General features: G+C 38.7%; 14 protein-coding genes. 7 read left to right on the top strand and 7 right to left on the bottom strand.

Annotated elements, in window-relative coordinates; all coding sequences use genetic code 11:
• The first annotated feature begins 968 nt into the window (after positions 1-968).
• Positions 969-1,991: a GGDEF domain-containing protein gene (locus tag I6E85_RS10065; protein WP_368855408.1), complete on the top strand. Its 1,023-nt coding sequence runs from the start codon at positions 969-971 to the stop codon at positions 1,989-1,991.
• A 371-nt stretch (positions 1,992-2,362) separates the two neighbouring features.
• On the opposite strand, the gene recN is transcribed toward I6E85_RS10065, so the two are convergent.
• The 3 genes from recN to nadK form a co-directional block, all read right to left on the bottom strand.
• Positions 2,363-4,036, bottom strand: coding sequence for a DNA repair protein RecN (gene recN / locus I6E85_RS10060; protein WP_007584560.1), 1,674 nt, complete (start codon positions 4,034-4,036; stop codon positions 2,363-2,365).
• Positions 4,037-4,111: 75 nt separating this feature from the next.
• Positions 4,112-4,669 carry a hypothetical protein gene (locus tag I6E85_RS10055; protein ID WP_024590837.1) on the bottom strand — a complete coding sequence of 186 codons (558 nt, stop codon included), beginning with the start codon at positions 4,667-4,669 and terminating at the stop codon, positions 4,112-4,114.
• Positions 4,670-4,746: 77 nt separating this feature from the next.
• Complete coding sequence (gene nadK, locus I6E85_RS10050; protein WP_004335384.1) at positions 4,747-5,631, bottom strand: NAD(+) kinase; 885 nt, start codon at positions 5,629-5,631, stop codon at positions 4,747-4,749.
• A gap of 153 nt (positions 5,632-5,784) precedes the next feature.
• On the opposite strand from nadK, the gene I6E85_RS10045 reads away from it, so the two are divergent.
• On the top strand, positions 5,785-6,750 hold the full coding sequence (locus I6E85_RS10045) for an HrcA family transcriptional regulator (RefSeq protein ID WP_024590838.1): 966 nt from the start codon (positions 5,785-5,787) through the stop codon (positions 6,748-6,750).
• 58 nt (positions 6,751-6,808) lie between these two features.
• A complete protein-coding gene (gene grpE / locus I6E85_RS10040) occupies positions 6,809-7,420 on the top strand; it encodes a nucleotide exchange factor GrpE (protein WP_007375833.1) in 612 nt (203 codons plus the stop codon).
• Positions 7,421-7,454: 34 nt separating this feature from the next.
• Here the strand turns inward: grpE and I6E85_RS10035 are convergent, their stop codons facing one another.
• Entirely contained in the window at positions 7,455-8,657 is a 1,203-nt protein-coding gene (locus I6E85_RS10035; protein WP_010553412.1) for a Bcr/CflA family efflux MFS transporter, read from the bottom strand.
• Positions 8,658-8,854: 197 nt separating this feature from the next.
• Here I6E85_RS10035 and I6E85_RS10030 point away from each other — a divergent pair, with 197 nt between their 5' ends.
• Positions 8,855-9,652 carry a M48 family metallopeptidase gene (locus I6E85_RS10030; RefSeq protein WP_010553413.1) on the top strand — a complete coding sequence of 266 codons (798 nt, stop codon included), beginning with the start codon at positions 8,855-8,857 and terminating at the stop codon, positions 9,650-9,652.
• A gap of 72 nt (positions 9,653-9,724) precedes the next feature.
• Here the strand turns inward: I6E85_RS10030 and I6E85_RS10025 are convergent, their stop codons facing one another.
• The 3 genes from I6E85_RS10025 to I6E85_RS10015 all read right to left on the bottom strand — a co-directional run bounded on the left by I6E85_RS10025 (position 9,725) and on the right by I6E85_RS10015 (position 13,138).
• Positions 9,725-10,741 (bottom strand): alpha/beta fold hydrolase, encoded by a 1,017-nt coding sequence (locus I6E85_RS10025; protein WP_197236916.1) that lies wholly within the window; start codon positions 10,739-10,741, stop codon positions 9,725-9,727.
• Between the two features lie 161 nt (positions 10,742-10,902).
• Complete coding sequence (locus I6E85_RS10020; RefSeq protein ID WP_010553415.1) at positions 10,903-11,691, bottom strand: hypothetical protein; 789 nt, start codon at positions 11,689-11,691, stop codon at positions 10,903-10,905.
• A gap of 133 nt (positions 11,692-11,824) precedes the next feature.
• Positions 11,825-13,138: a Na+/H+ antiporter NhaC family protein gene (locus I6E85_RS10015; protein ID WP_024607544.1), complete on the bottom strand. Its 1,314-nt coding sequence runs from the start codon at positions 13,136-13,138 to the stop codon at positions 11,825-11,827.
• A gap of 372 nt (positions 13,139-13,510) precedes the next feature.
• On the opposite strand from I6E85_RS10015, the gene dapB reads away from it, so the two are divergent.
• From dapB to carB, 3 genes are all read left to right on the top strand, one after another.
• Positions 13,511-14,314 carry a 4-hydroxy-tetrahydrodipicolinate reductase gene (gene dapB, locus I6E85_RS10010; RefSeq protein WP_197236915.1) on the top strand — a complete coding sequence of 268 codons (804 nt, stop codon included), beginning with the start codon at positions 13,511-13,513 and terminating at the stop codon, positions 14,312-14,314.
• Positions 14,315-14,676: 362 nt separating this feature from the next.
• On the top strand, positions 14,677-15,813 hold the full coding sequence (gene carA, locus I6E85_RS10005; RefSeq protein WP_007375827.1) for a glutamine-hydrolyzing carbamoyl-phosphate synthase small subunit: 1,137 nt from the start codon (positions 14,677-14,679) through the stop codon (positions 15,811-15,813).
• Between the two features lie 16 nt (positions 15,814-15,829).
• The gene (carB, locus tag I6E85_RS10000; RefSeq protein WP_010553418.1) at positions 15,830-19,048 is read left to right on the top strand and encodes a carbamoyl-phosphate synthase large subunit; all 3,219 of its coding nucleotides are present in this window, start codon (positions 15,830-15,832) and stop codon (positions 19,046-19,048) included.
• Positions 19,049-19,087: the final 39 nt, after the last annotated feature.

Genomic DNA, 19,087 nt, shown 5'->3' with positions numbered 1-19,087 from the left:
ATCCGAGGTGTGTGAAACCAAAACCCAGTAAATACCCCAATAAAAAAAGCCAGTCAGCTGTTAACTGACTGGCATTAAGCCAAGTGGCTTGCTTTTTTATTTGTTTTCTCCAAATGTAATGTCAACGTAATTAGTGACAAATGGGGCTATATTTATACCACCTTTTGTATGGCTTTTTTGAACAACACCTTTTGTTAGTAACTTCATGTAGAAACCTTATGTAGTAACTTTCAGAGAAACTGCTTTGCCATTATGGGGTGTTCTTTCTAAGCCAAATGCGATTTCTTTGGGTATCTGCTAAGCGGCTTTCAGGGCTCGTTTCATATATATAAACGTTATCGACACTTCTTTCTTCTATGTCGTTTATATATACTCCAATACCAATTCGCTTAATTAAGTGATCTATTTTGAGATAACAAAATTATGTCGATAATGAGGCTAAAGTTTCGCTACTTAGGTGTTCTCGGTAATTACCTCTACATTGCTTTGTATTCATGCAGTCGTATCTCGAAAGTTTTAACGCAGTTAGCGCCAAGTTCAATCCTTGAAATTGATTGAGTATTATCGCGGATTGGTATAATGCGTGTATTTTTTGTAGCGGCACTTTTATTGATTAATGTGTTGTTGACTCGGTCCAGGCACAATTCATAGAATAGTTACTACCATCTTTAGCTGTGCAGGTTTATATTATTTTTTGACTACCAGTCAGTTCGATTATTGCAGGAATAAAAAGGCGTACTTATATAATTTAGCAAATGGTATTAGTGCCAAGCAATTTAATATCGTAAAAATGTACTTACCTGAGATAAATGCAAGAGGCTAAAAATATGTGCACAATTGTCAGTGCTAATTACTAACCTTAATAGTTGATTTAAATATAAAGTAGGTTCATTATTGCACGCTGTTTACGGTTTGCTTACTTTATATCTATAAGTTTGCTTTTATACATTAATAAATAAATAGAAATTATGTACGAATATTCAAACAATTTAGAAAGGAAGCTCATTGTTCGGTTCTTTTCCTCAATAGGCTTTATAGCAACGTTTTCGATGGCTAGCTTAGCATTTATTAACAGCAGCTATTTATTAGCATTTACTTTGGTTGTTTCTTCGTTTGTTTACTTATCGGCGTTTAATATAGGTAGAGGTGTAGAGAAGTCTGCAACTGTAATTTTATATAACCTGTATGCACTGATGTTTTATCTTGTACTTACAGGAGGAGCACAAGGTACAGGGCCTATATGGATATTTATAGTGTCTCCTGTTACTTATTCAATTCGAGGGCTTAAACGAGGGACGTTTGATATTGTTTTATTTTTATCGGCAATTGTTTTCGGTTTCTATTGCGCTGATACATTTAATATATATGACTACAATCCTGAGCAGTTTCCAGTCAGAATCATACTCGCTTTTATAATTGTTGCATCGCTGAGTGGTTATTACGAATTTTCAAGAGAAAAATACAGCAGTAAATTAATTGCTTTAAGCCAAAAAAATGAATTTTTAGCAACTATAGATCCACTCACTAATCTGCCAAACCGTCGTTTCACTATGAATAAGCTTATAGCTTTTAAAAATGAGCTTAAAAATAATAATATTCCGTTTGTAATATTATTAGCTGATGTAGATAATTTTAAAAAAATTAATGATCAATTCGGCCATGATTTTGGCGATGAAGCTCTTATCCATTTAGCCAAAACATTTGAAAATAATATTCCGCAAAATGCGATTGCTTCACGTTGGGGCGGTGAGGAGTTTTTAATTGTGATTCCAAATGTAACCGTTGATGAGGGCGAGCTCGTTGCAGAAAAAATCCATAATGCCCTTAAAGCTTCAGCTGTAAGCTTATTTTCAGATAGTGTAAATATAACGCTAAGTATTGGTATCACAGCTGCAAACGCTGAGCGCTCAATTGACCTAGATATTAAGCATGCTGATGAACTACTTTATAAAGCAAAAGAGCAAGGTAAAAACAGAACGTGCTCTTTTTAAATGTTTATTTACTTTAATCCATTGAAAACGAATCAAGGGATGGCCTTATTTTAGCCTTTCTGCGTTTTAAGCTCATGTAGCATATTACAATACACGCAATCTGCATTGTAATTAAAACCCAATAACTAACACCTAAATCACTTAGTCCATTTATTTTATCGCTAGTAAAGTAATAGGCCACAACGATTAGTTGAAAAACTAAAAAGCTATTTAAAAACTTAAATAAACGTTGTTTAAAACAAGTATGTTTATATTTACTAAATATAATTAAACAGGTGCTTAGTACTAATAACAACCAACTTAAAATTATACATAAATCAACTAAAGTACTGTGCATTATTTAATCCTTGAAGACGTTATTTACTAACACATTAGGCGTGAGCCATTATTAGTTCTTTAGCATTTGCTTTAGCTGTTTTGCTTATGTTATCGCCGCCAAGTAAACGGGCTATTTCATTAATACGGCCATCTTTATTTAAAGGCAGCATATGAGTAAACGTTTCGCCTTGTGCTATTTCTTTAGCTACAAAAAATTGCTGATGTGCACTACTGGCAACTTGCGGTAAATGAGTAACACAAATTACTTGAGTCGACTTACCTAATTGGCGTAATAACTTACCTACAGCAGATGCCGTTGGGCCAGAAATACCTACATCAACTTCATCAAAAATAAGTGTTGGGGTTGTTACTTTTTGGGCAATAATTACCTGTATAGCAAGACTTATACGAGAAAGCTCACCACCTGATGCTACTTTAGCTAATGGCTGAAGTGGTTGTCCCGGATTAGTTGATACTAAAAACGAGACATTATCAAAGCCTAGGCTGTTTGGTGTACGATTACTCTCTTGAGTTAAGGCTATTTCAAAAACACCGTTTTCCATTGATAAGTTAGCCATGCTTTCACTTATTAGTGTGTTAAGTGTATTAGCATACTCGCAGCGGCTTTTACTTAATTCATCAGCAGTTTGCTTGTAACTAAGTAACGCGCTTTCTATTTCTGACTCAAGCTGCTCCAGACGATTACTATTATTACTTATTGACTCAAGTTCTTGAGCAATCGATTGATGAAACTCAACTAACTGCTGTGGTTTTATATGATGCTTACGCGCTAAATCCATCGCTCCACTTAGCCTATTTTCTACTTCAACTAAGCGTGCCGGGTCTAAATCTGCTTGCTCAGTGTAATTGCGCACTTCGCGGCTTGCTTCTTCAACTTGTACAGCGGCTTCGCTAAGCATAGCAGCTACGCTTGCTAAACTTTCGTCATATTGAGCCAGTTCGGTAAATTGTTGAGCGCTGTGCTGTAGTAATGAGCAAGCGTTTTGCTCATCACTTTCATATAAGTGTTGTAACTCACGTTGGCACGATTCTAATATTGTTTGGCTATTGCTTAGTTTGTAATGCTCAGCCTCAATTAAATCAAACTCATTTTCTTGTAATGCAAATTCATCAAGCTCAGCAACTTGATACTCTAACAATTGTTTTTGCGCTGCTTGTTGCTGCTGTTGTTGTTCTAAGTGTTTAAATTCTTTTTGTAAGTTAGCAAACTGTTTATAGTTTTTATTTACTGAGTTTACTAAGTGGTGATGCCCTGCATAGGCATCTAAAAGCTGTAACTGATGCTCAGCTTTTAATAAATATTGGTGGGCATGTTGTCCATGAATAGATATTAAATATTGACCAAGTTCTTTTAATTGTGATGCGGTAACTGCACTACCATTAATATAGCTTTTACTACGGCCATTTTTACAAACAACACGACGTAATAAGCACTCGTTGTCAGAAGTGCTTAGCATATGTTGCTCTAAAAATGCTTGAGCAAGCGGTAGATCTGTTAAGTCAAATTGTGCACATACTTCCGCTTTATCAGAGCTTGGGCGAACTGCTGATGCTTCAGCGCGCTCACCTAAGCATAGCGATAGGGCATCAATAGCAATAGATTTACCAGCACCTGTCTCACCTGTGATCGCAGTCATACCGCTGCGCCATTCGGTGCTTAAATTACTTACGATTGCAAAATTTTTAACTTCTAAACCAATTAACATACTGTTTATCCATCCAGTCAATTAACTGTTAATTTATACAGTGTTTTGGTTTTTTGCAAATTAATTTTTTATTATTTAAGCAACACTTACATCTTGAGTAAACTGTGTATCGGAAGTTTGGGAAGATGCATCAATTTGATCATCAACAATATCAGTAGGTTGTATACTCTCTTCGGTTTTAAGCAGAGCAATGAGGGGAGGTAATGTATTAATATAAAAACTCTTATTGTACAAAATTCCTTGCTGGGGCAACTCAGATACAAAGTACTGTATATTATCGATCAATGGTTGAATTATATTTGTTTGATTGGTTTTAATTAACTCGTTGGACAACGTATTAATTAGTAGGTCGGCGGTATCTTCAAGCTGTTGCAAGTTCTCGTCTGTATGTGATTGAACAACAAAAAAATTATTTACAATAGCTTGAATGCGAGGAACGTATTTTGGGCGAATTATTTTAGCATCAAGTAGATCATTAAGCTTTGCTTTAAGGCGCGTATTTACATGCGAAACACGTTCATTAAATAGCTTTTTTCTAGCTTCTATCGCTTTTTTACGGTTACTCTCAATTTTGAGGTAACTGTATAAAAGTGTAATTAATAGCAGTAAAGCAAAGAATACTACATAAGTCATTGCTACTCGTTCCTAAATTAGTTGATTATTATTTTAAGTCGCCATTTTGCTTTATAGTACTAAATTTGGCAATAAAATTAGTACAAACGACTACCCCAATTCAGTTTTGTACGTAAAACGTTGTAGTAAGAGTAATTTTTTGGATGAATTAAGCGCAATTGTTTATCGGCTTTTTTAATTACGACCTCATCGCCGGGTAATACGGCTAGCACTACGTGGCTGTCGCAGCTTACCTGTAGGCTATCTGTATTTTCTAGGCTTAGCTTTAAACGAACTTCATTATCGGCATCTACCACTAAAGGTCTGCTAGATAAGGTATGAGGAAACATAGGTACTAACGATATAGCATTTAGTTCTGGCGTTAATATTGGACCGCCACCTGAAAGTGAATACGCCGTAGAGCCTGTAGGGGTTGATACTATTAAACCATCGGAGCGCTGAGAAAACACAAAGTCATTATTTATAAAAGCTTCAAATTCAATCATGTGCGCTACTTTATCGGCATGAAGTACCGCTTCGTTAACGGCTGAGTTTGCACTTTTTAATTCGTTGTGGCGATATACTTCTACTTCTAATAAAAAACGTTTTTCTTCAAGATACTCACCACTGAGTACTTGCTCTAAGCTCGCTTCAAACCCTTCGGGGTTTAAATCAGTTAAAAAACCAAGGTTGCCTCTATTTACACCAATTACAGCAATGTTAAAGCGCGCAAGTACGCGTGCTGCGCCAAGCATGTTACCGTCACCGCCTACAACAATGGCTAAATCGGCTTGTTCACCTAAGTCGACTAACTTAACAAGTTTGTCATGCGGAATATCGTCTAACTGACTCCCTGTGCGTTTTTCTACTATTACCTCAAAGCCAAGCGCAAGTAAAAAGGTATGTAAACGCTGAAGGGTAGCAGCGGCTCCCGGGTGATTAGGTTTGCCAATTAGGCCTATGGTGTTAAAAGGAGAGTCCATAATGTACGCACAAAGAGATTTAATAATAGTAGAGTAACTCAAAACAGAAGTGTTTGAAAATACAGATTATAGCAATACTATAAACCTTCAATTTTTTCGCAGTGAGTTAGCTGCACGACTTGAAAAAGAACTAAACGCCCCGATATCTCTTTCATGCAACAAGATGTAGATACCATGAAACTAAACCCACGAGATCAGCAAATTTTTTCAGCTGTTATGAACATGTACTGTAATGGTGAAGGCTTGCCTGTTCCATCAACAAAAATTGCCAAGCTCAAAGGCATGGCAGTGTGTTCGGCTACGGTTCGTAATGCTATGGCTCGCTTAGAAAAAGTGGGCTTATTGTATTCACCTCATACATCCGCAGGGCGAGTGCCGACAAATGAAGGGTTTGATTATTGGTTTGACGAATTTTTTGTGCTTGCTGATATTGCTAATTATTGGCAACCACAGCAGTCACAACTCGTTGAGCTAGCGCATGGTTTGAGCCAAAAATACCAAGTATGTTGTTGTGTTGGTTTACCTCAAGCCAGTTCACAGCAAGTGTTTAGAGTAGAAGTGCTTGATTTTGATTCTACCGACTGGCTTATTTTATTAATAGATAGGGCAGGGCAGAGTCACAATATTTGTATTGATAAACCTCATGATTCGTCAGACTCTGTTCGTTATCAATTTGCCACGTGGTTGAATACTGTATTTAGCCAACAAACCTTAATGGAAGGTTTGTACCGTATGCAAGCTATGGCAAATACAGCGCCTCGAAATTGTCATGATTCGCTTAATCAATGGACGCGACAACTAAGCCAAAAATTAGGCTCAGATAATAGTATTGTTGTTGGTGAAAATTACCTCTACAAACAAATCGATTGCGAACAAAGTTTAAATATTGGTGTTTCGTTTTTAAATTATGTAGAAGATAAGCTTGCTTTTAAAAATGGTGTATCGGTACTTAATAGCGAAAAATTACCTTTTACTGAGTGCGATGAATTAATTGTAATAAGCGTGCCGTACTTTAAAAATCAAGAATATCAAAGCCGTTTTTGTATAATTTGTCCTAAATCAGCGCAGATTGAAGAAATAATTCAAGAATTTAAATTAATTGAGGCATCTAACTCTTGAATCTTTTTATTCAATCCCCATAATTACCGCAGTTGTAAAGAATTGGAGCACGTATTTTATGTCTGAGCAGACACAAAACCCTGAGCAAGAAGTAGAATTAAACGAAGAAATTTCTAAAATGCAGGCTGATGTAGAAGCAGCAGTAGAAGCCGCTGATCAGCATGCAGAACAAGAACAAAGCCCTGAAGCAGAAATTGCGATGTTATATGCAGAGCTTGAAGCTGCAAAGCAAACAATTGCTGACCAAAAAGACGGTGTTGTTCGTGCCGCAGCAGATGTAGATAATATTCGTCGTCGTGCAGCACAAGATGTAGAAAAAGCGCATAAATTTGCACTAGAAAAATTTGCTAACGAATTACTACCTGTAATTGATAACCTTGAACGTGCTATTGAATTTTCTGATAAAGAAAATGAGACACTAAAGCCGTTGCTTGAAGGTATCGATATGACGGTTAAGAGCTTTAATGACGCTGTTTCTAAATTTGGTGTTGAAATTGTAAACCCACAAGGTGAGCAGTTTAATCCAGATTTTCATCAAGCAATGTCAATTCAACCAAGTAACGATGTAACACCTAATACAGTACTTGCTGTTATGCAAAAAGGTTACACATTGAATGGTCGTTTATTACGCCCTGCTATGGTTATGGTTTCTAAAGCTGCTGACGCTTAATTAATTTAAGGTTATTAGCTTTGATAAAAATGCCTCATATTGAGGCATTTTTTTTGTCTTTTTTATAGTGAATTAGCTGTACGAGCATAGTGAGTAACACAGCACTAAACATTAAACTTGAAAATGGCACTGCGCTTTTTGCATGCATAATTGCGAGTAACGGGCCAACTAATGCACCACTACCAAAACGAAGTGTGCCAATTACGGCCGTTGCTGTACCTGTGTTTCTTTCAAACTTCATCAATATTAGCGAATCAGCATTACTTGCAGTGACACCTAAACTCATCATTAATGGCGCAATAGCAGCCACAATATAATAAAGTGATAAGTGCAATAAGCTAAATGTTAACAGCGCAAGCCCCGATACAAACCCACATACAAGCCCAATATAGAGCATTTTTCGAGAGCCCAGCCTTGGTACAATTCGCGTATTTAAAAAGTTACCAAACATAAGCGCCATTACATTAAACGCAAATAACACACCAAATAACTGTTCTGACACTTCATATAAATCTAAATAAATAAATGGTACTGAGGTCAAAAAGCAAAAAAATCCAAAGGATACAAACATAGAACTGAGTATATCCGCACGTGCGTCTTTATTGCTCAGTACAGTTTTATAGCTGTCAAAAAACAGAGCGAGGCCTTTTTTCTCATTTTTATGAATAGGTATATCTATTAAATACACTTGTACAAACGCTAATATTAAAAAGCTATATCCAGCAAGAACCAAAAATATGGTTGACCAAACAGAAAATCCTAAAATAAACGAACCAACAGAGGGGGCTACTAACGGTGCTACCATCATGATCATCGACACATACGACATTCCCTTAGCTGTATTTTGCTGATAAATATGACGAATAATACCCGGTACGACTACGGTAGCTGCAGCTCCCGTAAATGCTTGCACTGCTCTAAGAGTCCAAAACGCATGGATTTCGGTTGTAAATGCGAGTGCAAGTGAGCTTGCGCCAAATAGGGTTAAGCCAATACGTGCGAGCTTACGGCGGCCAATTTGATCGGCAATAGGGCCAAAAAATAACATCCCCAATGAATAACCCGCTAAGTAAATACTCAACGATATTTGTACATTTGGCATATTAGTTTGTAAATCGCTTGCAATTACCAGCATGGCGGGCAAATACATATCAATAGCCAAAGGAGTAATCGCCACGATACTGGCTAATAAAGGCAATAAAATACGGGTATTAAAAGACGAGGCTGAGGCGTCCATGTGTAAACTCAACAATCACTAAAAACAAGGGCTATAGTGTAACAGGGCATTGTATTTGGATAAACTTAGTTTGCCTGCTAAGTTTATCGTCTCATCGTATCTTTTTAATATAAAGGTATATAAAGCAAATATTTTAAATTGGTACTGTGTTTGCTATTCTACAAGCAATAAAAAATTCATTACTTAAGAGAATTATCATGAAAAAACTAGTACTTGCAGTATTAGCGACAGCCGTTTTAGTCGGTTGCAAAACGTCACCAACAGGACGCACTCAAATAGCGCTTTACTCAGATCAACAAATGAGTGAAATGGGCACTGCTAGTTTTGCAGATATGAAAAAAAGCCAACCAATTAATAAAGATGCAAAAACAAATGCATATGTAAATTGCATTGCTGAAAAAGTAGTGGCTGTATTACCAAAAGAATACGCGTCGCAAAATTGGGAAGTAGTTGTATTTGAAGATGAATCTGCTAACGCTTTTGCACTACCTGGTGGTTACATTGGGGTTCATACGGGCTTATTAAAAATAGCCACCAATCAAGACCAACTAGCAACAGTGCTAGGGCACGAAGTAGGGCACGTAATTGCTGAGCATTCTAATGAACGTGTTTCACAAAGCTCTATTTTAGATACCGGTATGCAACTTGGTAGTGCAGCACTTGAAATGGGTAACATTCAATACCGTAATGAAATTATGCAGGGTCTAGGCTTAGGCGCACAGTATGGTGTTGTTTTGCCATTTAGCCGTTCGCACGAGTCAGAAGCTGATGAAATTGGCTTGGATTTAATGGCTGAAGCAGGCTTTAATCCACAAGAATCAGTAACCCTTTGGCAAAATATGAGTGCAGCAGGTAGTGGTACAACACCTGAGTTTTTATCAACTCACCCAGCGCCAAGCAGTCGTATTAAAGACTTACAAGCACAAATGAGTAAAGCACTTAGTGAGCAAAGCACTGCTAAAGCACAGGGTAAAAACCCACAATGTAAGCTGTAATCTAGTTTAATTACTAAATAAAAACCCCTGTGAGTAATTACTTACAGGGGTTTTTGTATTCAGTACTCACCTTTATTTAGTTGTAAGCGCTTTTTGTAATACATTTTTAAAGCGTTCAAAATCTTCAATGTGCGGCAGGTGCCCTAAGTTATCTAGTTCGAATAATTGTGCGTCAGGAATAAGTGTTGCAGCGTGTTTGCCTAATTTATCGTATCGACCAAGCTCGTAATCAACATTATCTTTTTTCCAGTTACGGCCTGGACCGGTTCTATCGCGTGTACCAATAATTAATTTAACCGGCACAGTTAAATCTTTAAATTCGGTTATTACAGGTTGAGTGAAAATCATATCGTATGTTTTTGCATTCACCCATGCCATTTGTTCTTTATCTGGGCCTTGTATTTGCCCTGTTATAAAGTCAGTTAAGGCTGAATATGTTGTATTCCACTTACCATCGTAGTAATTTTTTTGCTGATAACGTTTAACGCCTTCCGGTGTTTTTGAAAGCTCGTTTTTATAGAAAAAATTAGTATCTTTATAATCAACATAGTGCAGGTAGTTTTCAAGGCCAATAGGGTTTAATAAAATTAGCTTTTTAGTGGCGTTTGGGTACATTAATGCAAAACGACTCGCTAGCATCCCGCCCATAGAGTGCCCAAGTACAATCGACTCTTTAATATTAAGTGAATCTATTAACGCGTGAGTATGATGAGCAAGCGTCGCAAACGAATACTGGTAATTAGTTGGCTTAGACGACTTGCCAAAACCAATTTGATCAGGGATTAATACCCCATAACCTAAAGATTGCAGGTATTGCGCAGTTGTAGTCCAGTAGTCGGCGTTAAAATTTTTGCCATGCATAAGTGTAACTGTAGGCATATCGGCTTTAGTTGGCTTTAAGTAAATATAAGCCATTTTTAATGATTGTTTTTGCGACTCAAGTGCAAAGTAATTTACCTTAAAATCGTATTCGTAATTGCTTAATAGTGCATCATAAGAAAGGGCGGATGTATCTTGAGAAGGGCCAGCTAAGGCATTGTTTGTTAGTACTAATAAAGTAGAGAAACAAATAACTTTAATCGACGACATTCAGTTACTCCTATTAAAGGCGAGCGCTTGGCTTAAAAAGAAGTACAACAATAACTAAGTATTTAAACCTGTTCAATTAAATGTTTTACGTGGACGAAAAAAAGCGAAGCTAAAATAGTGCTTCGCTTATTATTACTGAGTAAAGAGCTGATTGTTGAAGCTTAAAATGTCCACTCAATATGGATTTGTGGTACCGATTCAGTGACTTCAGTACCTAATTTGTTGTGCCAGTATTGTAATTCCATTCCCAGCAGTAGTGTGTTTTCTTTCATTTGAAGGGCGTGACCCATATCCCACACTAAAATAGGCTGTGCTAGTATCCAAGCTTGTACATCGTTACCAAATTCATCTTCACGCTCTGCGATGTATTCAGCGTGGCCTTTAAAGCTAAACTTTTGTGAGCCAATAGTGAAAGGATATTCAAAAGCTACATCAAGCATCCAACTATTAGTTTCAATAGGTGCGCCGCCTTTTGCTACACCTTCACTATCGTCAATGTAGGCTGTGAACAGCGTTTGAAAAAAGTTAAACCCAGGTACATCCCAGCTTAATTTAACACCTGGTAGATACTTCATTACTTTTGCATCACCAGCAACGTTAATACCGCCCGTTAGGCCAACATCTAATAATGCGCCAGAGCCAATTTGCTTACCAGTGATGGCAGATAAGCTAACCGTTGAGTACCACTCACCATAAAAATCAGCATCTTGGTAACCGTCATCTATATCGTCTTTACTGTAATCAATAAAAAAGAAATTATCGCCGTAGTCATAGCCCGATGCATGTTGAAGCGAGTAAACAGTGGTGTCTGACTCTTGCTTAGAAAATGGATTTTTTTGGCTGCCATTATTTATATGTACTGCTGTACTGCTCCAATTGGCAGCAAAAGCCGACGATGATAAAGCGAGAGAAGTAAGGGTAATAAAAGGGAGTAATTTTTTAAATTTCATAACTGTTTAATAACTATAATTTTAGTGACACGCGGAAGCGGCAATTATAGCAGAAGAGATTGATTTGTTGATCGCTAATTTAACACATGTTGCAGCCTACTTAATAAGCTGCAACATGTAATGACTCAATTTATTACGCTTTATTACGGCGTAAACAAATAATAGTAATCGCCGTAAATGCTAAAATAAAACAGTAATAAGAAGACGTTGATACTTCCCACGGGCTAATTTTAAACGTAGCGCCTAACAGTAGCGCTTGTGCGCCATAAGGAAGTGAGCCTTGCGTTACACAAGCAAATATATCAAGCAAACTTGCAGAGCGTTTACCGCTTATTTCACCGTCGTCGGCAAGCTTTTTAGCAATAGGGCCAGCAACAATAATAGATACGGTGTTATTAGCAATACACATATTACTTGTCATAACGAGTGCGGCAATACCTAATTGGTCGGCCACTTTACGGTGCCATTTTGCGATGATTTTAGTAATTGCCTGAATCTTATGAGCAATATAATCAAGGCCACCATTAATGCGAATAAATTCAGATAAGCCACCTATAAACATTGATAGTAAAAATATTTCCTGCATATCGGTAAAGCCTTTGTAAATATCTTTTACAAAGCTTGCGCCTTCATAACTTCCTGTAAAGCCCATTAATGCAGCAAAAATAATACCGCTAAACAACACTACAAATACGTTCAAGCCAGCAACCGCTAACACTAAAATAAAGGCATAAGGAAGTACTAACCAAATATCGTAATCTTTGGTTTCAACTACTTGTGCTGCAGGTGTTAAATAAAACAACAAGCCAATAGTTAGTATTGCAGCGGGTACTGCTATTTTAAGATTCTCTTTAAACTTATCTTTCATCTCACAGCCCTGCGTTCGCGTAGCTGCGATAGTGGTATCGGAAATAATTGATAAGTTATCGCCAAACATAGCGCCAGATACAATCGTACCGGCCATTAACGCAGGGTCGATACCTGTTTTGATGGATACTGCATAAGCAATAGGACCAATAGCACCAATTGTTCCCATCGACGTACCCATTGCAGTAGATACAACCGCTGCAATTAAAAATAAACCAGGAAGTAATAGCGAAGGTGGAATAAGTGATAAGCCAGCATTTACTACCGCATCTACACCACCGGTTGCACTGGCAACGGCAGAAAACGCACCTGCAAGTAAGTAGATTAAACACATGGTAATAATATTGTTGTGTCCGGCACCTTTAATAAAGGTCTCTACACATTCGTTTACTGTGCCTTTATTTAATATAAACGCAAGCATAATAGCGGGTAATATAGCCACTGGAGCAGGAAGTTGATAAAAAGCGTAATCAACCCCTTGCGATTGTAAATATAAACCAGAGCCCAAAAATAGTGCTACAAAGGTTAAAAGGGGTAGTAAAGAAAGTATTGCTTTGTTTTTGTTAAATGATGGCTGCATCATAATCCTCGAAACCAGTTAATTTACAACAGCCAAAAATTCCTCTTTTAGCTGAATTTAGCAAATCTACCTACTATGTTAATCATTAACAAAATTAGGAGAGTGCAGCGCCCGCAAGCCAAAGACCAAATCGACGCGAAAGAGAAGTTTAAATGTATAGATGGCTAAAGTAAACTGGTATTGTTATTATTATTAAATTAAAAGGTCACCTGACTATTGCATGACTTTTAGATAATATCTACAAAGTAACGCTATTTTCAGCGATTAATATTTGTCCAACTGCATAAAAATACCTAAGCGCGTATTTGTAATGCACCGGATATATACTTAGATTAGTAAAAAACGGATCCAAATTTAAATTAGGTAAAAACAATGACTACAAATCGAATAGGCGTTTTTGGTGCTAATGGCAGAATGGGCTTAGCTTTATTAGAAGCAGCGACAATTAAAGAGCAAACACAACTTACAGGTGCATACGTTCGTAGCAGTTCATCGTTATTAGGTATTAATGTAAATCAAGTAAATAGCGCCGCCGATAACAGTGTTAGCTTTAGCGAAGAAACCACAATAGATAATGTAGATGTTTTAATCGACTTTACGCTTCCCGCTGGTATGAAAAACCATTTAAAAACCGCTGTAGCACAAAAAATTCCTATGGTTATTGGTACAACGGGCTTAACAAGCGACTATATGGCACTTTTACACGATGCCGCTAAGCATATTCCTATTGTGTTTGCTAGAAACTACAGTGTTGGCGTAAATGTATTACTTAACCTTGTGCAAACCGCAGCGACCAAATTTGGTGACGATTTAGATATTGAAATATTTGAAGCGCATCATCGTCATAAAATCGATGCGCCATCGGGCACAGCATTAGCCATTGGCGAATCAATTGCACAGGCTAAAGGCTGGGACCACGACGAGGTTGCTGTATACGACCGCAGCCAAGTGGAGACAGCTAAATCGCAAAATGAAATTGGTTATTCGGTACTAAGAGGGGGCGATATAGTAGGTGAACACACCGCATACTTCGCTACAATGGGCGAAAGGCTCGAATTAACCCATAAAGCAAGTTCAAGAATGACATTCGCTCTAGGTGCTGTAAGGGCTGCAAGCTGGTTGAAAAACAAACCTGTAGGACTTTATGATATGCAAGATGTACTAGATCTGAAGTAGTTTAGTTACTTTTTTAACTGTTTGGGTCTAATTTTGCCTACAGTGACTTGTTTGTAACAATTTACTAAATAATATTAGACCTAAAAGCTAACTTAATGTAATATGCAGCCAATTTGCCAAAAATTACTAAATGCGTGTTTCCAATTATACCCAAGTGGCTAGTAAATCCGGGGTTTCAGTGGGAATAAAAATAGTTTTAGGCAAGAAAAAATGATTGAAGGTTGAATGCTTTACATCTGCATCATTTAAGACTGCGTAAAACAATTTAAGCTCACAGAAATCTGGTTTTGACGATCCCTCTGGGTATTGGCGGGGTGTTAAGCAATTGCTTACTCCCGTTTTTTACTGTTAGGAGGTTTAACTTGACTAAATCCGCTCTGTTAGTCCTAGAAGACGGCACAGTGTTTCGCGGTACTGCAATCGGCGCTGACGGCATGTCAGTCGGTGAAGTAGTATTCAATACGTCTATGACTGGTTATCAAGAAATTTTGACTGATCCATCATACGCGGAACAAATCGTAACTTTGACGTACCCACATATCGGTAATACGGGTACCAACAGCGAAGACGAAGAAGCGAATCAAATTTGGGCTAAAGGCCTAGTGATCCGTGATTTGCCACTGCTAGCAAGTAATTTTCGTAACGAGCAATCGTTAGATGATTACTTAAAAGAACGTAATATTTTAGGTATTGCGGACATCGACACCAGAAAGTTAACTCGAATTTTGCGTGATAAAGGCGCACAAAACGGGTGTATTATTGCTGGCGACGAGCTAGACGAAAATAAAGCGCTACAAGCCGCGCAAGCCTTCCCAGGCTTAAAAGGTATGGATTTAGCAAAAGTTGTCTCAACCAAGGAAAATTTTGAGTGGCGCGAATCAAGCTGGACATTAGGCGAAGGATTTAAAACTCTTGATGCTGCTGATGAAAAGTTTCATGTTGTTGCCTACGACTTCGGTGTAAAGCGTAATATTTTACGTATGCTTGTAGACCGTGGCTGTAAACTTACAGTAGTACCAGCGCAAACCTCTGCCGCTGACGTACTGGCTTTAAACCCTGATGGTATCTTCCTATCTAATGGCCCTGGCGATCCTGAGCCATGTACTTACGCTATTGATGCAATTAAAACCTTTTTAGAAACCGACACACCTATTTTTGGTATCTGTTTAGGTCATCAGTTATTAGCCCTTGCTTCAGGTGCTAAAACAGAAAAAATGAAATTTGGCCACCACGGCGCTAACCACCCAGTTAAAGACCTAGACCGCGATGTAGTTATGATCACAGCTCAAAACCATGGTTTTGCAGCTCAAGAGTCAAGCCTGCCAAGTACGCTTCGTGCCACGCACAAATCGTTATTTGACGGAACGCTTCAAGGTATTCATCGTACAGATAAACCTGCGTTTAGCTTCCAGGGTCACCCTGAAGCAAGCCCTGGTCCGCACGATGCAGCCCCATTATTTGACCACTTCATCGATTTGATGCAAGCGCGTAAACACTAATTTAACTGGAGTAATAATGCCAAAACGTACCGACATAAAAAGCATTCTTATCTTAGGCGCAGGCCCAATTGTAATTGGTCAAGCTTGTGAATTTGACTACTCTGGTGCTCAAGCGTGTAAAGCACTTAGAGAAGAAGGCTACAGAGTTATATTAGTTAACTCAAACCCTGCAACTATCATGACCGACCCTGATATGGCCGATGCAACATACATCGAACCAATTCACTGGGAAGTGGTAGAAAAAATTATTGAAAAAGAAAAGCCAGATGCAGTACTGCCTACAATGGGTGGTCAAACGGCATTAAACTGTGCGCTTGAACTAGACAAGCACGGTGTATTGGCTAAACATGGTGTTGAACTAATTGGTGCAACGGCTGATGCAATCGACAAAGCAGAAAACCGTGAGCGCTTTGACGTAGCAATGAAAAATATTGGTCTTGAATGTCCTCGTGCTGAGATTGCTCACTCTATGGATGAAGCCAAAGACATCATAACGCGCATTGGTTTACCATGTATTATCAGGCCTTCTTTTACTATGGGCGGCACCGGTGGCGGTGTAGCGTATAACTTAGAAGAGTTTGAAGAAATTTGTGAACGTGGCTTAGATTTATCGCCAACGAACGAATTACTAATTGATGAATCACTGATTGGTTGGAAAGAGTACGAAACAGAAGTTGTACGTGATAAAAACGACAACTGTATTATTGTTTGTACCATTGAAAACTTTGACCCTATGGGTGTTCACACTGGCGATTCAATCACCGTTGCACCAGCGCAAACGCTAACCGACAAAGAATACCAAATTATGCGTAACGCCTCTATGGCAGTATTACGTGAAATTGGTGTAGAAACTGGCGGTTCTAACGTGCAGTTTGGTATTAATCCTGAAGATGGCCGTATGGTTATCATTGAGATGAACCCACGTGTATCACGTTCATCTGCATTAGCATCAAAAGCAACGGGTTTCCCAATTGCTAAAATTGCAGCAAAACTAGCAGTAGGTTATACGCTTGACGAGCTTCAAAACGACATTACGGGTGGCAAAACTCCCGCGTCTTTTGAGCCTTCAATCGATTACGTTGTTACAAAAATTCCTCGCTTTAACTTTGAAAAATTTGCCGGTGCAAACGACCGTTTAACTACGCAAATGAAATCAGTTGGCGAAGTAATGGCAATTGGTCGTAACCAACAAGAGTCGTTGCAAAAAGCATTACGTGGTCTTGAAGTGGGTGCAACGGGATTTAACCCGATAGTTGCGCTTGATGATCCTAAAGCAAAAGAAAAAATCATTCGTGAACTACGCGAGCCAGGCGCTGAGCGTATTTGGTACATTGCCGATGCAATGCGCCATGGCATGAGTGTTGATGATGTTTACGAACTGACTAAAGTTAACCGCTGGTTCTTAGTACAAATAGAAGACATTTTAAAAGACGAAGCAAAAATAGCGAAAGTAGGCATGGCGGGTTTAAATGCTGACTTCCTACGTAAACTTAAACGTAAAGGCTTTGCAGATCCGCGTATAGCAGAAATTGCAGGTGTATCTGAAGCTGAAATTCGTAAAAAACGTCATTTATTAAACATCGTGCCAGTATACAAACGTGTTGATACGTGTGCAGCAGAATTTAGCTCAGACACTGCTTACATGTACTCAACTTACGATGAAGAGTGTGAAGCTAACCCAACAGATCGTGATAAAATCATGGTTATTGGTGGTGGTCCAAACCGTATCGGTCAAGGTATTGAGTTTGATTACTGTTGTGTACATGCCTCGCTTGCGCTTCGCGAAGACGGTTACGAAACTATTATGGTTAACTGTAACCCTGAAACGGTATCTACCGATTACGATACATCTGACAGGTTATACTTTGAACCAATTACGCTTGAAGACGTACTCGAAATCGTACGTGTTGAAAAGCCAAAAGGCGTTATCGTACAGTACGGTGGTCAAACACCACTTAAACTAGCGCGTGAGCTTGAAGCGAATGGTGTACCAGTGATTGGTACTTCACCTGATGCGATTGACCGTGCAGAAGACCGCGAACGTTTCCAACAACTTGTTGAGCGTTTAAACTTACTTCAGCCAGAAAATGCAACAGTAACTTCAACCGAAGAAGCCTTACTTAAATCAGTTGAAATTGGCTTTCCATTAGTTGTACGCCCGTCGTACGTACTAGGTGGTCGTGCAATGGAAATTGTATACGACGAAGATGATTTACGTCGCTACATGACCGAAGCTGTACAAGCATCAAACGAAGCACCTGTATTACTGGACCGTTTCTTAGATAACGCGATTGAAGTTGACGTTGACGCAATTTGTGACGGCGAGCAAGTAATTATCGGCGGTATTATGGAGCACATTGAGCAAGCGGGTGTTCACTCGGGTGACTCAGCCTGTTCATTACCAGCACATTCTTTATCACAAGAAGTGCAAGATGTAATGCGCAAGCAAGTAACCGACATGGCGCTTGAACTTGGTGTTGTTGGCTTGATGAATACACAGTTTGCAGTAAAAGAAGACAAAGTGTACTTAATCGAAGTTAACCCGCGTGCTGCACGTACTGTACCGTTTGTATCAAAAGCAACCGGTGTGGCGCTTGCAAAAGTAGCTGCACGTTGTATGGCTGGTCAGTCTTTAGCAAGCCAAGGTATTACTAAAGAAGTGATCCCTCCTTACTACAGCGTTAAAGAAGTTGTTTTACCATTTGCTAAGTTTCAGGGTGTGGATCCAATCCGTGGTCCTGAGATGCGTTCAACAGGTGAAGTGATGGGTGTTGGTGATACTTTCGCCGAAGCATTCGCAAAAGCACAATTAGGTGCAAGCAACACTTTACCACGCGGTGGTCGCGCGCTATTATCTGTTCGTAATAGCGATAAGCCACGTATTGTTGAATTAGCCAAAATCATGACCGACTTAGGTTTTGAACTTGACGCAACTGGTGGCACGGCACAAGCTCTTGAAGAAGCTGGCATTGAAGTACGACGTGTAAACAAAGTATATGAAGGCCGCCCGCATATTCTTGATTATATCAAGAATAAAGAGTACAGCTATATCGTTAATACCACCGAAGGTCGCCAAGCGATCGAAGATTCGAAGGTGTTACGTCGTGGTGCATTGCAAAATAAAACCAACTATACGACAACCTTGAACGCGGCATTCGCTAACTGTACTGCTAATAAAGCAGATGACCGCAGCAAAGTGACGTCAGTTCAAGAGCTACATCTGCGATTGAACTAAGGAAATGTGCCAAGGCCAACTAGGGCCTTGGTGTTAAGT

It is taken from the genome of Pseudoalteromonas sp. NZS71, from assembly GCF_015864715.1.
Lineage (GTDB): Bacteria > Pseudomonadota > Gammaproteobacteria > Enterobacterales > Alteromonadaceae > Pseudoalteromonas > Pseudoalteromonas arctica.
Note: the sequence above shows the minus strand (reverse complement) of the source record. Positions and strands in the feature narration are given on the sequence as shown.

Excerpts from the sequence above, each read along its gene's own strand:
- I6E85_RS10065 (WP_368855408.1), top strand. The coding sequence starts at position 969 with ATGTACGAATATTCAAACAATTTAGAAAGGAAGCTCATTGTTCGGTTC.
- recN (WP_007584560.1), bottom strand. The coding sequence starts at position 4,036 with ATGTTAATTGGTTTAGAAGTTAAAAATTTTGCAATCGTAAGTAATTTA.
- I6E85_RS10055 (WP_024590837.1), bottom strand. The coding sequence starts at position 4,669 with ATGACTTATGTAGTATTCTTTGCTTTACTGCTATTAATTACACTTTTA.
- nadK (WP_004335384.1), bottom strand. The coding sequence starts at position 5,631 with ATGGACTCTCCTTTTAACACCATAGGCCTAATTGGCAAACCTAATCAC.
- I6E85_RS10045 (WP_024590838.1), top strand. The coding sequence starts at position 5,785 with ATGCAACAAGATGTAGATACCATGAAACTAAACCCACGAGATCAGCAA.
- grpE (WP_007375833.1), top strand. The coding sequence starts at position 6,809 with ATGTCTGAGCAGACACAAAACCCTGAGCAAGAAGTAGAATTAAACGAA.
- I6E85_RS10035 (WP_010553412.1), bottom strand. The coding sequence starts at position 8,657 with ATGGACGCCTCAGCCTCGTCTTTTAATACCCGTATTTTATTGCCTTTA.
- I6E85_RS10030 (WP_010553413.1), top strand. The coding sequence starts at position 8,855 with ATGAAAAAACTAGTACTTGCAGTATTAGCGACAGCCGTTTTAGTCGGT.
- I6E85_RS10025 (WP_197236916.1), bottom strand. The coding sequence starts at position 10,741 with ATGTCGTCGATTAAAGTTATTTGTTTCTCTACTTTATTAGTACTAACA.
- I6E85_RS10020 (WP_010553415.1), bottom strand. The coding sequence starts at position 11,691 with ATGAAATTTAAAAAATTACTCCCTTTTATTACCCTTACTTCTCTCGCT.
- I6E85_RS10015 (WP_024607544.1), bottom strand. The coding sequence starts at position 13,138 with ATGCAGCCATCATTTAACAAAAACAAAGCAATACTTTCTTTACTACCC.
- dapB (WP_197236915.1), top strand. The coding sequence starts at position 13,511 with ATGACTACAAATCGAATAGGCGTTTTTGGTGCTAATGGCAGAATGGGC.
- carB (WP_010553418.1), top strand. The coding sequence starts at position 15,830 with ATGCCAAAACGTACCGACATAAAAAGCATTCTTATCTTAGGCGCAGGC.